This window comes from Porphyromonadaceae bacterium W3.11 (assembly GCA_030434245.1).
Lineage (GTDB): Bacteria > Bacteroidota > Bacteroidia > Bacteroidales > Porphyromonadaceae > Porphyromonas_A.
In genome coordinates, this window is record JAUISX010000003.1 from 288,633 (window position 1) to 303,092 (window position 14,460).

Consider the following 14,460-nt stretch of genomic DNA (forward strand, 5'->3'; position numbering starts at 1 on the left):
ACTAATTACTTAGTTAGATTATTAAAAGAATGCTTTCCATATAATATCAACCGGATTACTTATCTTTATAACCGTTCCAGCGGTGGTCATCAAGCCAGTAGATGGATTAAAACGATATATCCGCACTTCGGAATCTCCTTCAGCAGCGATAGCCACTAGTTTACCATCTGGGCTTAATGCTATCTTACTAGGATGTAGCCCAGTTTTTTGTGTCTCAATCTTGGATAACGCACCAGTACTTGTATTTCTAGAGAATACAGTCAGACCATTAGAACGCCCACTGTGTGTTGTATACACATATTGACCATTCGGATTAATAGCTATTGCAGTCCCCTTTGTCCCACTAGCCTTACTTGTATCGTACTTACTGATTAGTTCTAAATCGCCATCATTGTATCTGAAGTGATAAATATTGGGGTCATCCTCACACAATAGGTACGCATCCTTACCAGTGTTATCGAAAACTAACTCGATGGGCTTACTTCCCTTTGGTAAAATGGTATTATGATTATCAATAGTTAATGGAGGTGTCGTCCCATGTGATCTGAAATGAAAGACCTTATCTTGTCCCTTATCCACGACATACAGGTGAGCACCATCTTTTGTGAACGTTACATCTGTAGGATTTGAGATCTGTCCCTCTCCTAAGTCTATTCTCCAGTCTGCTTCGTATAAACTGCCACTAATCTTATCCAGGTGGAAAAGAGTGATACTACCATCGATTTGATTCGCAGAGATTAATCTGTCATCAAAAATATCAATTGCTACTGGCCCCTTTCCCTTCACAGAAGCCTGATTAAGAGGAGCTAACTCTCCGGAGCTTTTATTGAATTTTGTAGCGGTTACGGTAGCATTATTAGATATATTATTAGCAATATAGAGAACATTATCTGTGCGATTGAGGACGATCGAAGCGGGAGCCTTCGTTGAATAACTTCCGGTATGCTCTGCCGTTAATGCAGTAGGATTAAAAGCATAACTATTGACTAAACCATCCGCAGAAACAACGAGTAACAATTCATGTCTGCTTTTTGAAACTCTTTCAGGATGCTTTTCCTGTCCGACTTGCGACAAGACACCACAGCTAGAAAAAATCAATGCCGTAAAAAGAGTCAAGAAAAAAAGTTGTAAAAGTCTTATGATATTTATATTTCTCATGAATATCGATTGATTTATCACACCCCCAGTAAGAGAGGGCGAAAAAAGTTTATATATCTCTTAATGAACGATGCTCTTTGGCGGCAGAAAACTGCTGATCCGCCTTGTATGAAGAGCGAACCAACGGACCACTCTCTACATGACTAAGCCCTAGAGCTTCGCCGATCTCCTTATATCTAAGGAACTGATCGGGATGCACATACTCCTCTACAGGTATCTGCTTTTTACTTGGACGTAGGTACTGACCAATAGTTAAAGTCGAAACGCCTATCGAGACGCAGTCGCTCATCAATTGCTCAACCTCCTCGGGGGTCTCGCCGAGGCCTACCATGATACCGGTCTTTGCTACAAATCCCTGATCTGCAATATACTTAAGCACCTTCAGCGAGTTATCATATGTAGCTACATGACGTACAGAGGGGGTCAGCCTTCGGACAGTCTCTAGGTTATGTCCTACTACATCGGGCTTTGCCTCTAACACCTTATCCAGAGCTGATAAATCTGCTTGAAAGTCAGGGATGAGCACTTCTATAATCGTATTTGGCGAAGACTTCCGGATCTCTCTTATCGTGTTAGCCCAATGCTGAGCACCGCCATCGGGCAGATCATCGCGATCCACAGAAGTGATGACCACATAACGTAGTCTCATTCGCTTAACACTCTCAGCTACCCGCTTAGGTTCATCAGGGTCAAGGGGGGCAGGAGATTTACATGAAGACGTACCACAGAAGCGGCACGCTCTAGTGCATTCATTACCACCGATCATGAATGTAGCTGTACCTCGGCTCCAGCACTCTGCTTGATTCGGGCACCTACCGCTAGAGCAGATGGTATGCAATGCAGCCTCCTTAATCGTCTCAGAAGTGTTACTATAGCTATCAGTACTGCTAATACTAATCTTTAGCCATTCCGGTTTGCGTAACGGCTTTCCTTCTTTTCTTAGGACGCTCATTTATTCTTCAGATTATCTATAAAGTGATTGGTGACCTGACGGAAGAGATGATTGCGGGTATTTCCACCATAGATACTATGATTCTTGTCCGTATAAACCAACATCCTATAGTCCTTATCAGCCTTAATCAATGCTGGTGTTAGATGCATCACATTCTGCATATGTACGTTATCATCAGCAGTACCCTGGACAATCAGCAATGCCCCCTGTAAATTATCAACAAATGGCATCACAGAAGTATCATGATAGCCTTTAGGGTTCTCTTTTGGGGTACGCATATACCGTTCCGTATAGATAGTATCATATAGTGCCCAATCTGTAGGTGGAGCCACTGCCACTCCTGCAGCGAAGGTTCCTTGTCCGTGGGTCATTGACATCAATACTGTATAACCCCCGAAGCTCCATCCAAAGATACCTATACGACTAGCATCAATATATGGAAGCTCTCCTAAGGCTTGAGCAGACTCGATCTGGTCTTGACATTCCATAAGGCCCATATTCAAGTAAGTTTGCTTCTTGAAATGGCTCCCTCTTCCACCTGTTCCTCTACCATCGACACATGCTATAATGAAACCCTGTTCTGCTAAATATTCTTCCCATCCAAATGAGTATTCATTCATTACAGACTGAGATCCTGGACCACTATACTGAGTCATCACTAAGGGATATTGCTTCGTTGGGTCAAAGTTTGTTGGCTTGATCATCCATGCATTTAACTCTTGACCACTCTTGGTCTTGACGCTCATAAATTCCCTCTTACCATAAGAGATTTGGGATAACCTATTCTTCAAACTTGCATTATCCTCTAATAGCGTCACAGCCTTCGCATCTTTTGTACGATAGATCTCATAGCGAGGAAGATCGGTCGTCGTTTGGTGAGAAAGCAAATAATAGCTTAGATCTGAACTAAACGTTGCTTTACTCACACCTTTCTCTGGAGAAAGATAACGAGTGCGGCCTTTTTTGTCACGTGCCACTACTGTACGATCCATTGGTGTAGGGTATGCTAGAGAATAGACCACCTCTCCATTCGGTGTCACCCCATAAAAGGTATCGATGTCATACTCTCCATCAGTCAATTGCTGCTCCTCTACGCCGCTATGGCTATATCTGTACAGTTGAGGTCGCCCACTCCTCTCACTAACATAGTAGATACCAGTATCATCAAATGCCAGCTGTAACACCCAGCTATTCGAGTCCACATACCATTCATCCTTATCTTGCATCCAGAGACGAGACACACGACTCTGGGGATTAACCTCAAAAGCTCTCATATGATTTTGATGTCTATTGAGCGTGAATATATACAGCTTATCTTTATAGAACTGCATGCGAGGGATATAATACTCCTCATCCAGACCGAGATCTAGAGTAGAGGTTTTACGGTCATCTATAGCATAAAGCCTTATGCTCACTCTGGAGTTATCCTCTCCTGCCTTTGGGTACTTAAAACTATAGGTATAAGGATAATTACCAGAACCAAAGATGGTCATATCATAAGTTTTCACATCACTTTCATCACTACGGACAAATGCTAAGTAACGACTATCCTCACTCCATGCCATTAACTGAGTCAGATACAACTCCTCCTCATAGACCCAGTCAGTTACACCATTGAGTATTTTATTCCATTCTCCATCAGTAGTGACTTGTACTTCACTATCGTAATCGAACTTTTTAATATAGATATTATTATCAATCACATAGGCCGCCATTCTTCCATCAGGAGAAAATTGTGGTACTCTCACACGACTGCCGGCTTTACTCAAAGGCTCTACCCTATTTCTGCGAACATCATAGTGATAAGCATCATAGGTAGCACTACGACGATAAATGGCTTGACGGTCACGCAATATAATAATACGTTGCCCATTATCACTAACGATATAGTCACTAAATGAATCAAACGTACACTCCTTTGCTGTCTTAGTGTCAAAGAGGACCTCTACCTCCTTCCCACTCTCATAGCTGTACTTTATGATTTTAGTACCATCATTGGAGATGACGGTATAGTACTTACCATCAGCCATTGAGCGAAAACCATAACCAGCACTTCTAGGGCTGTACGCTCCAGAATAAATATCCTTCAAAGCAAGCTTCCCTGCCGCATCAGCACATGGCAAAAACAGCAACAGAGTAAGCATTAAAAATAATTTACTTACTGTTCTCATTTTCTCTATATAACTTATAATTACGTCCTACCACAAAGATACTTTTTTTATCCCAATAGATACGATAATGGGAGAAGGCTTTTTCGTGATGAAGCCACTGAACGTGCCAATGTATTATAAATTGATCAGAGAAGGAGTACTTAGGATTTTTAACTGATTATTTGCAAGACTGCGTCAAAACTCCTCATCAAAAGAAATATGGGAATATCCCTAAAGCTTATGCTCAGCAAAATATTGCCATAGGGTATCGTGAGCTGGATAAGGTGCCGTAAGATGCAACTCCTCCTTTGTAACCGGATGAATAAAGGTGATACTATATGCGTGCAATGAGATAGAAGCATCAGGCAGAGAACGCCGTGCACCATACTTTAGGTCTCCCCGAATAACAGAACCAATACTACTCAGCTGCACCCTTATTTGATGATGCCTACCCGTCTGTAGTTCTACTTCTAGCAGGGTGTAATGGTCACTAGACCCAATGGTGCGATACTCAAGGATAGCCTCCTTTGCATTGGGGGTGTTTCTTGAGACGACATAGGACTTATTCTGCTGCTGATTTTTCTTTAAAAAATGTCGAAGCTCTCCTGCTGATTGTGCAGGAGGAGCCTCGACTATAGCATGATAGACCTTTCGAACCTGATCCTTACGAAAGAGTTCATTCATCCGACTTAAGGCCTTAGAGGTCTTAGCAAAAACCACTATACCACTCGTAGGACGGTCCAGACGATGTACCACCCCGAGATATACGTTCCCAGGTTTATTATACTTTTCTTTGAGGTACTGCTTGATCAGTTCAGGCAACGGCTCATCCCCCGTTTTATCGCCTTGAGTAATTTCCCCAGCAGCCTTATTAACCACTATGAGGTGGTTATCCTCGTAAAGAATCTCCATCGGCAATCACATGACCATACCACCGCACACATTCAGTACTTGGCCTGTAATATAGCTTGCAGCATCACTAGAAAAGAATGTCACAGCTTGTGCGACCTCCTCAGGACGGCCAGGACGGCGAAGAGCTATACCCTTATTCCATTCCTCAATCATCTTAGGATCCAGCACATCTGTCATATCGGTCTGAATAAATCCAGGAGCAACAGCATTTATGCGAACGCCTCTAGAACCCAGCTCCTTAGCTGTCGCTTTAGTAAAGCCTATGATACCAGCCTTGGAAGCAGCATAATTGGACTGTCCTGCATTGCCAGTGACCCCAACCACACTACTGATATTAATAATGGAGCCTTGACGGGCTTTCATCATCGGCATCGTTACCGCTTTAGTAAGATTAAAGACGGACTTAAGATTCACCCTTATGACTTCATCCCATTGCTCTTCGCTCATACGCATGAGGAGACCATCCTTAGTGATACCTGCATTATTAACCAAGATATCTATCTGACCAAACTCCTTCATTACATCCGTAACCAGCTCTTCTGATGTAGCATAATCTGCAGCATCAGCAGCGTAAGCCTTGGACTTAACCCCTAGTTCTGTCAATTCTGCCTCTAGCGATCTAGTATTTTCATTAATAGAGCGACCCGTAAAGGCTATAGCTGCCCCATGCTTTGCCAGCTCTATTGCTATGGCTCTTCCGATACCTCTACTACCTCCTGTCACTATGGCGACTTTGCCCTCTAACATCTTCATCTTCGTATGTTACTTCTATTCGTTTTACTTCTTTATCCCCTCCAATATCAAACTTTTGACGACCCTAAATGTCTTCACCAACGCTAAGTCATCCTTCCCTAATTGACCTCTGATGTATGGGACCTCCAAACCCTTAAGGCAAGCATGAATCAGCATAGTGGTACGCTTAACATCCAACTGTCTAAAGGAGCCATCCTCTATACCATCATTGAGCATCTTCATAATCAATTGACGCTCCAATACATCAAAACGCAGACGCGACCTTTCTACTGTAGCTATGTTATAAAAAAACTCCGCATCAAGCGTCCCATTACGCTGAACCACTTCTCCAACCGATTTCTGTCTTTGTGCAATGAACAGCATAAGCTTCTTAGACGCGTTCATTGGCTCATATACAAAGGTGCGTAACTCTTGGTATAGCTGCTCTAACTCCCCTTTGATAACAGCTAAATAGACATCTGACTTCGTTCCGAAGTAATTGTATAGCGTACGACGACCCTTGCCAGCCGCCTTCGCGATAGCATTCATCGTAGTCGCATGATAGCCCTGCTCTGCAAAGAGTCTGCGAGCATGAAAAATAAATAGCTGTCTAGTCTTGTCCGTTGCCATTAATTAGCCCCTACTATTGAAGAATCAAAAAAAAACAACTTACTTCTCCCGAATGAATATATTAATCGGAGTACCCGTAAAGTCCCAATGTGCACGAATCTGATTCTCTAAAAATCTCTTATACGGCTCCCTTATCCACTGTGGCAGGTTGCAGAAGAAAACAAAGCTAGGAACCTGCACCTTAGGAAGCATCGTAATGTACTTAATCTTAATATATTTACCCTTAATAGATGGCGGTGGAGTCTTCTCTATGATAGGCAGAAGGACTCTATTTAACTCACCTGTAGAGATCCGCTTCTTCCTCTTCTCAAAAATATCTCTCGCATAATCTAGCACCTTGAGTATACGCTGCTTCTCAGTAGCTGAGATAAAGATAATCGGAAAATCAGTAAACGGAGCTAGACGCTCTCTGATGGCATTAGAATACCCATCGATTACTTTTTGAGTCTTATCTTCGATAAGGTCCCATTTATTAACACAGACAACCAACCCCTTACTATTCTTCTGGATAATAGAGAAGATGTTCATGTCCTGTCCTTCGATTCCTTTTGTCGCGTCAAGCATCAGCACGCAGACATCACTATTCTCAATGGCACGAATACTCCTCAGCACAGAGTAATACTCTAGGTTCTCATTGACCTTACCTCGCTTACGGATACCAGCAGTATCCACAAGACTGAACTCATGACCAAACTTATTATAGTGTGTGTAAATGGAATCCCTTGTAGTCCCAGCAATATCCGTTACAATGTGTCTATCTTCTCCTAAAAAGGCATTGATAAGAGAGGACTTACCTGCATTCGGACGCCCCACGACAGAGATCCTAGGGATAATCATCTCCTCTGCAGTACGCTCATCCTCCTCTGGTAATTTCTCTATTATGAGATCCATCAAATCTCCAGTACCAGAGCCATTGATCGCCGAGATTGGGATAGGGTCACCAAGACCTAACTTATAAAACTCTGCTGCATATGGCTCCAGATTAAAGTTGTCACACTTATTAGCGACAAGGATCACCGGCTTATCAGCCTTACGTAGCTTCAGCCCGACAGCTTCATCAAGCTCCCCAAGTCCTGCCTGAATATCTACCATAAATAGGATTAGATCCGACTCCTCAATGGCGATCTGCACCTGCTTATTTATCTCGTCCTCGAATATATCATCCGATCTATCGACCCACCCGCCAGTATCTACGACACTGAAGGTACGTCCTCCCCACTCACTCGAACCATATTGACGATCGCGAGTCGTTCCTGGCTCTTCTGTTACAATCGCTGTACGGCTCTTTGTCAACCGGTTGAATAGCGATGATTTTCCTACATTTGGTTGGCCCACGATGGCCACAAGGCTGTTTACTGCCATAATATTATAATTTTCTCTCCCTTAAATTTCTTAATCTAGCTTATAACCAAAGTTCTTCAGCAAAGCATCTTTATTTCTCCACTCTTTCTCCACTTTCACAAAGAGCTGGAGGTAAATCTTCTTCTCGAAGAATCTCTCCAAGTCATGCCTTGCCATAGTCCCCAGTTTCTTTATTGCAGCTCCACGAGCTCCTATTATGATACCCTTCTGCGACTCCCTTTCGACTATAATAGTGGCACTTATCCTCAAGAGGTTGTCAGTATCCTTAAACTCCTCGACTACCACCTCAGTAGAGTATGGGACCTCTTGCTGATAGTACAGAAAGATTTTCTCTCTGATAATCTCCGACACGAAAAAGCGAGCTGGTCTATCCGTAAAGGCATCGGCCTCAAAGAAAGGTGGATTTTCAGGTAATAGTTCTTCGACTCTTTTCTCAATATATCCTACTCCTGCTTTATGCAAAGCAGCTACAGGCAATACCTCTAGGGCATTCGGAAGAAGCTCCTCCCAATATGAGACTAACTCTGTCAGCTTTTCTGGTGTACTCAGATCACTCTTATTGATCAACACCAATACTGGGATATCAAGGGCTCTGACCCCTTCCACAAAAGCGGTGTTTTTTTCTGGATTCTCTATCACATCTGTGACATACAATAGAATATCCGCATCTTTCAAGGCACTCTTAGAGAAGTTCAACATATGCTCCTGCATCTTATAAGCAGGCTGCACCACTCCTGGAGTATCACTATATACGATTTGCAGATCAGGACGATTGACAATCCCAATAATTCGATGGCGAGTGGTCTGAGCCTTATTAGTAATGATACTAATCTTATCTCCTACCAATTGATTCATTAGGGTTGACTTTCCCACATTGGGATTTCCCACCAGATTTACAAAACCACTTTTATACATACTTCTCTATTCAAAAATTTAGATAGCCCATTTAATCCAAATGGATCCCCACGTAAATCCGGCACCAAAAGCAGTAAGGATAAGATTGTCCCCCTTCTTGAGCCTATCCCTCCACTCCCATAAGCAAAGCGGAATAGTAGCCGAACTAGTATTACCATACTTATTAATATTAACCATCACCTTAGAGGGATCCAAGTTCATCCGACGAGCAGTAGCCTTAATGATGCGAAGGTTAGCCTGATGAGGAACCACCCATGCAATATCATCTTGGGTAAGTCCATTCCTCTCCATAATCTCTACAGCACTATCGCCCATGTGCGTCACAGCAGCCTTGAACACCTTCTGACCATCTTGATAGATATAGTGTTCGCGAGCATCCACAGTCTCATGCGACGCAGGGACAGCCGAACCTCCGGCCTTTAGGATCAGACTCTCACTTCCGCTATTGTCATTGTGAAGAACAACATCAAGGATACCATACCTCTCAGAAGTTGGCTCAAGCAACACACAGCCACCAGCATCACCAAAGAGCGGATAAGTTGAGCGATTCTCAGTGTCCGTAATAGAACTCATTTTCTCAGCAGAGATCAAGAGCACTTTCTTATAAAGACCACTCTCCACAAAACCTCTCGCAATTTGCAACCCATACAAAAAGCCTGGGCATGCTCCTTGGAAATCAAAGCAAGGCACCCCTACTGGCACCCCTACTGCCTTTGCAATAAGAGACGCAGTTGTGGGAAAATGGTAATCTGGTGTATTTGATGAGCAGATAACAATATCAATCTCATCTGGCGATACATTATAATTCTGAAGCATAGCCTCCACCGCTTTTATACCAAGGTAGCTAGACCCCGCCCCAGGGATATCAAGGATGCGTCGTTCCTTTATACCCACTCTAGTGGTGATCCATTCATCAGAGGTATCCAACTTATTTGCTATATATTCATTAGTCAGAACTTTATCTGGCACATACCCTCCTACGGCTGTTATTGCAGCATACTTCTTATCCATTATTACAACTTTTTATAGAGCCTCAAACCATCAATAATATCAATATCATCATGATGTGAGCCACGTGTAAAACCTATTTATTTATTAGCAAATATACAAAAATAGAATGGAGTGTGCAATCACTTACCTTAATATCAAATCCCCTCCCCGATCCCGACCTAACACTATAGGTAAGAATGGCACACAGCACTCGCCAAATGGTTTTTTCACTCCGATTCCAACTCAGTTTTACTCAAAGTAAACCCATTCGAGAGCACTCTATTATTGTAGTCTTGGACGATAGCCTCCATGATATGAGTGTACTTTGCCCGAATTGCCTGTGAAGGCTCCACATCCTTACCTGGCTCGGTCTGCAGATATGGAGCTGGCTTAGAAGTCCTCACATTTCCATCCACATCAATCTCGATAGTTACATCTTTGTGAAAGAGAATATAATTATCGAATAAGAAATTAAGTGCATAATGCTCCTCTTGTGGATTCAGCATATTATGCCCGTAACTCAGAATCGGCGTATCATCACCTAATAGATACATCAATGTAGGATAGATATCAGCCTGCTGAACAACATAATCAAAGATCTCTCCCTTTAACTGACCCCGTGGGTCATAAAATATAATAGGGATGACAGAATGCCCTTGCACACAATCGTAATCTGGATGATCCGTCAGATTGGTATGATCAGCCACTAATACAAAGAGGGTATCATCATACCATGGCTTATCCTTGATGCTTTCAAAGAACTGCCCTATGGCATAATCCGCGTATTGTACAGTCGCATGTATTGGGAGTGACCCTCCTTTGAATCGCTCTTCAAATCCACTAGGCAAGTTAAAGGGTGCATGATTGGTCGCTGAGAAAAAGATGCTCAAGAAAGGTGACTTCAGGTGATCCATATCCTTTGCTACGCCTTGCAAAAATGGAGCGTCATATATAGCCCACTTTCCATCGTAGTCTGAAGGATTATTATACTCCCTATAAGTGTATTGCTTCTCCATTCCAAAGCGTTCCAAAAAACTCATAAATCCTAATGCATACGGCTTATCCCCATGATAGAAGGACATATCGTACTGATGAGCTTTCATCGACTTTGGCATACCTGTAGAGATACTATTAAAATGCTGATAATGCACCATTTGCCAATTATCTTCATTAAAAGTTCCCCCAAAAGTTGGCAGAGAGCAGAACACAGCAGGGAAAGACTCTACGGAACGTTTACCATTGGCATACCCATACTTCGCATACAAACTTTTCTGAAGCAGTGAATCTAAGAAGGGGGTATAGCTTACAAAGCCTTTGATTTCTTTATTCAAACCTCCTATAAACTCCCTAGCCATACTTTCCATGAGAATAATCATCACGTTACGCCCCTTGAACGACCCATATAGGCTATCATTTTCTGAGAGCGGAGCTGCCTGATACTTTGGCACAAAGAAGGAGGAAAGGTCTTGATCTGATAAAAAATGATACTTCCTATACTTAAGCTTACCCTTAACCGAAAGCGAATATGGAGTATTAATAACTATAGGACGATGCTTATAATTACTAGTGTACTTCTCTACAATAGCCTCATCAAGGGGGTGCTCACCGAAATAGATAGTTCCCCTCATAGCTATTATGGTCACAAGGATGGTCACAAGTGTCAGCACCACCGTCTTCCGTCGGGGCTCTTCTTCTCTACGCTTATAATAAAACATGAAGTAGCCAGCCATCAGGATAGCAAAGAGCAATATGAAGACAATTGTCAATTGCCAATAATCCACAATGAACTCCTTGTAAAAGCCAGCCATACTCTTGCCCTTAAACTCAGAGAAAATCTCAGATGTAGCTCGTCGTAAAACATACGGATAATACCCCACATCTGAGATATTAATCAATAGATAGAAAGTCATCGGGACGAGATAAAAAAGACTTTTCAGACCCCTATACCAACGCTTTGACTCTATGTCTCTCGGCACATAAGCCCCCACGATCGTGAGCAATAGATAACCTATGAGTCCATACCCAATCATGGCAAGATCAAATCGGACTCCGCCCACCAATATTCTCAATAACTCTCCAAACTCAATATCCGAAAAATAACTATAGTTATAGCCATAGTAAACTATTCGACAAAGAGTCATCAGGAGAGCTGCAAGAAAGATATGCCATGAGACTAGGGCCCATCGAGATTTTAATTCAATTCTATGTTTCATCACCTTTAGCTTTTAGACGCTGTTACAATTCATTTACAACCCTGCAAAGATATTCAAATCCCAGCAATTAATAACCATATATTTTCATTGTGTCTATACGAAGCTAAAAAAATGAGTATCAACACTGAAGACGATAATTAGCCTCGAAAAAACAGCCCCTTTCCTGCAAAAAAAATAATGCATATCTCGTACCCAATGAAAAATGTTCTGCAGAAGGACAATCCTTTACAATTCGCAAGCTAATAAGTATATAGTGGCATAGATGGACATTACCAAAGAGAAATAACCACCACAACCAACTGACAAACAACAACATACATTCATGCAACAAATCCTCACCATGAACATCATCTTTGTATGGTATAAGCAGGCAAAGTTTTAGTTATATCAAAGAGAAACGCTTCCTATAGGAAGAATAATTTTTTCCTATGAGAAGGAGAACGGTTTCCTATAGGAAGAATTTCTACCCCTTTTAACCTCTCTTTTTTTGCGAGTACCTTTCATTTTATCACTGGTCTCCAATTTTGAAAAAGAATAGAGTTTATATTCTGACAATCATTCTATCATCACCTTGAATACGATTCTGAATTATATGCACATTGTATATCATAAAATACATAGTGCCGATGGCTCTTACGATAGAACCACTAGCACTATTATTTTTTTCGTATTGTTACTTTATTATACCACTCTTATAACAACAGTTTCCTTGAGGTCATCGGTGTTATGAATGATTATAATAAGGCTTTACGGGTTATGCAAACTTCGCAATATCCTCCTCTACAGTTGAGATAGGAGTGATCCCGAAATTCTCCACCAAGACATTAGCAACATTCGGTGATAAGAATCCTGGAAGAGTTGGTCCGAGATGGATATTCTTCACGCCTAGAGATAGCAGGGCAAGCAACACGATGACCGCTTTCTGCTCGTACCAAGCTATATTGAATACAATTGGTAGTTCATTGATGTCGTCTAACTCAAATGCTTCCTTCAGTTTGAGAGCTATCAAAGCGAGTGAGTAACTATCATTACACTGCCCGGCATCGAGTACACGTGGGATACCATTAATATCTCCTAGAGGTAACTTATTATACCTATACTTAGCACATCCAGCTGTTAGGATCACGGTGTCATCAGATAACTGCTCGGCAAACTCAGTGTAATAAGCCCTGCCTTTCTGACGACCATCACAGCCACCCATCACATAAAACTTCTTGATATCCCCACTCTTGACGGCCTCTACTACCTTATCAGCAAGTGCGAAGACTTGATTATGAGCAAATCCTCCGATGATCTCTCCTGACTCAATCTCAACAGGTGCAGCACAGCGTTTTGCATGCTCTATGATTTCACTAAAATCTTTCTTTCCATCCTTTCGATCAGGAATGTGCTTGAAGCCAGGATATCCAGATGCTCCTGTAGTATAAATCCTATCAGAATACGTTGAATTAGGTCTAGGTGGCACGATACAGTTGGTAGTGAAAATCACCGGCCCATTAAACGGACCAAACTCATCGACCTGCTTCCACCACGCGTTACCATAGTTACCCACAAAGTGCTTATATTTCTTGAATGCAGGATAGTAATGAGCAGGCAACATCTCACTATGCGTGTACACATCCACACCTGTACCCTCTGTCTGCTCTAGCAAGTCCTGCATATCTCTCAGGTCGTGGCCAGAAATTAAGATACCTGGATTTTTGCCAACACCGATGTTAACCTTTGTGATCTCTGGGTGACCATATGTTGAAGTATTTGCGGTATCCAAAAGAGCCATACCCTTAACCCCATACTCACCTGTCTTAAGAACGAGAGCCACCAGTTCGTCTACCGACAAATCTTGTGTCACCTGATATAGCACCTCTTGCTCAAATGCATAAATATCATCATCCTCATGGCCTAGATTGCAAGCATGCTCAACATAAGCGGCTAACCCCTTCAGTCCATATGTTGCCAACTCTCGTAGTGAGCGGATGTCCTCATCCTCAGTCTGTAATACTCCCACCACTTCAGCTTTTGCCTCCATCTCTTCTAGGGTATCAGCATGCCATGTTAGGAAGTCATAGTTAGGATTATTACACTTATTAATATCTACCCCCTCTAGAAGTTCATCTCGTATAGCTAGTGCCTCCTTAATGGTAACGACGAAACGCTCTTTATCAAAATTGGCATTCGTAATAGTCATAAAGAGAGCATTGGTAATGAAGTGATTGACACTTGCCGGAACCGGCATATTCTCTGAACGCATATAAGTGGTAATATGCGAAATACCCTTGCATAGATAGACCAAAAGGTCTTGAAGATTAGCGACGTCTGCAGTTTTTCCACATACGCCTCGAAGAACACACCCAGTATTTTTCGCTGTCTCTTGACATTGGTAACAAAACATCCCCATAAATAATAATATTGATTAGTTGTTTACAAATAAATTAGCTGAAAACAATTC

General features: G+C 42.2%; 11 protein-coding genes. All 11 read right to left on the reverse strand.

Translation table 11 applies throughout. From position 1 onward, the window contains the following. Window positions 1-21: 21 nt before the first annotated feature. The 11 genes from QYZ87_06150 to hcp all read right to left on the reverse strand — a co-directional run bounded on the left by QYZ87_06150 (window position 22) and on the right by hcp (window position 14,403). Complete coding sequence (locus QYZ87_06150; protein ID MDN4754109.1) at window positions 22-1,158, reverse strand: beta-propeller fold lactonase family protein; 1,137 nt, start codon at window positions 1,156-1,158, stop codon at window positions 22-24. A gap of 49 nt (window positions 1,159-1,207) precedes the next feature. Beyond that, entirely contained in the window at window positions 1,208-2,110 is a 903-nt protein-coding gene (gene lipA, locus QYZ87_06155; protein ID MDN4754110.1) for a lipoyl synthase, read from the reverse strand. Further along, window positions 2,107-4,281: a DPP IV N-terminal domain-containing protein gene (locus QYZ87_06160; GenBank protein ID MDN4754111.1), complete on the reverse strand. Its 2,175-nt coding sequence runs from the start codon at window positions 4,279-4,281 to the stop codon at window positions 2,107-2,109. The genes lipA and QYZ87_06160 overlap by 4 nt, the downstream gene beginning before the upstream one ends. A gap of 210 nt (window positions 4,282-4,491) precedes the next feature. Then, the gene (locus QYZ87_06165; GenBank protein MDN4754112.1) at window positions 4,492-5,172 is read right to left on the reverse strand and encodes an RluA family pseudouridine synthase; all 681 of its coding nucleotides are present in this window, start codon (window positions 5,170-5,172) and stop codon (window positions 4,492-4,494) included. 6 nt (window positions 5,173-5,178) lie between these two features. Beyond that, a complete protein-coding gene (fabG, locus tag QYZ87_06170; GenBank protein ID MDN4754113.1) occupies window positions 5,179-5,925 on the reverse strand; it encodes a 3-oxoacyl-[acyl-carrier-protein] reductase in 747 nt (248 codons plus the stop codon). A gap of 24 nt (window positions 5,926-5,949) precedes the next feature. After that, on the reverse strand, window positions 5,950-6,534 hold the full coding sequence (locus QYZ87_06175; GenBank protein MDN4754114.1) for a helix-turn-helix domain-containing protein: 585 nt from the start codon (window positions 6,532-6,534) through the stop codon (window positions 5,950-5,952). 39 nt (window positions 6,535-6,573) lie between these two features. Then, a complete protein-coding gene (der, locus tag QYZ87_06180) occupies window positions 6,574-7,896 on the reverse strand; it encodes a ribosome biogenesis GTPase Der (protein MDN4754115.1) in 1,323 nt (440 codons plus the stop codon). A 30-nt stretch (window positions 7,897-7,926) separates the two neighbouring features. Next, window positions 7,927-8,811 carry a GTPase Era gene (gene era / locus QYZ87_06185; protein ID MDN4754116.1) on the reverse strand — a complete coding sequence of 295 codons (885 nt, stop codon included), beginning with the start codon at window positions 8,809-8,811 and terminating at the stop codon, window positions 7,927-7,929. Between the two features lie 18 nt (window positions 8,812-8,829). After that, window positions 8,830-9,822, reverse strand: a complete 993-nt coding sequence (locus QYZ87_06190; protein MDN4754117.1) for a beta-ketoacyl-ACP synthase III — start codon at window positions 9,820-9,822, stop codon at window positions 8,830-8,832. Window positions 9,823-10,028: 206 nt separating this feature from the next. After that, window positions 10,029-12,014, reverse strand: a complete 1,986-nt coding sequence (locus QYZ87_06195; GenBank protein ID MDN4754118.1) for an LTA synthase family protein — start codon at window positions 12,012-12,014, stop codon at window positions 10,029-10,031. Between the two features lie 754 nt (window positions 12,015-12,768). Next, complete coding sequence (gene hcp / locus QYZ87_06200; protein MDN4754119.1) at window positions 12,769-14,403, reverse strand: hydroxylamine reductase; 1,635 nt, start codon at window positions 14,401-14,403, stop codon at window positions 12,769-12,771. Window positions 14,404-14,460: the final 57 nt, after the last annotated feature.

Bases quoted from the DNA above. Each gene is read 5' to 3' on its own strand.
- QYZ87_06150 (MDN4754109.1), bottom strand. From the start codon at position 1,158: ATGAGAAATATAAATATCATAAGACTTTTACAACTTTTTTTCTTGACT.
- lipA (MDN4754110.1), bottom strand. From the start codon at position 2,110: ATGAGCGTCCTAAGAAAAGAAGGAAAGCCGTTACGCAAACCGGAATGG.
- QYZ87_06160 (MDN4754111.1), bottom strand. From the start codon at position 4,281: ATGAGAACAGTAAGTAAATTATTTTTAATGCTTACTCTGTTGCTGTTT.
- QYZ87_06165 (MDN4754112.1), bottom strand. From the start codon at position 5,172: ATGGAGATTCTTTACGAGGATAACCACCTCATAGTGGTTAATAAGGCT.
- fabG (MDN4754113.1), bottom strand. From the start codon at position 5,925: ATGAAGATGTTAGAGGGCAAAGTCGCCATAGTGACAGGAGGTAGTAGA.
- QYZ87_06175 (MDN4754114.1), bottom strand. From the start codon at position 6,534: ATGGCAACGGACAAGACTAGACAGCTATTTATTTTTCATGCTCGCAGA.
- der (MDN4754115.1), bottom strand. From the start codon at position 7,896: ATGGCAGTAAACAGCCTTGTGGCCATCGTGGGCCAACCAAATGTAGGA.
- era (MDN4754116.1), bottom strand. From the start codon at position 8,811: ATGTATAAAAGTGGTTTTGTAAATCTGGTGGGAAATCCCAATGTGGGA.
- QYZ87_06190 (MDN4754117.1), bottom strand. From the start codon at position 9,822: ATGGATAAGAAGTATGCTGCAATAACAGCCGTAGGAGGGTATGTGCCA.
- QYZ87_06195 (MDN4754118.1), bottom strand. From the start codon at position 12,014: ATGAAACATAGAATTGAATTAAAATCTCGATGGGCCCTAGTCTCATGG.
- hcp (MDN4754119.1), bottom strand. From the start codon at position 14,403: ATGTTTTGTTACCAATGTCAAGAGACAGCGAAAAATACTGGGTGTGTT.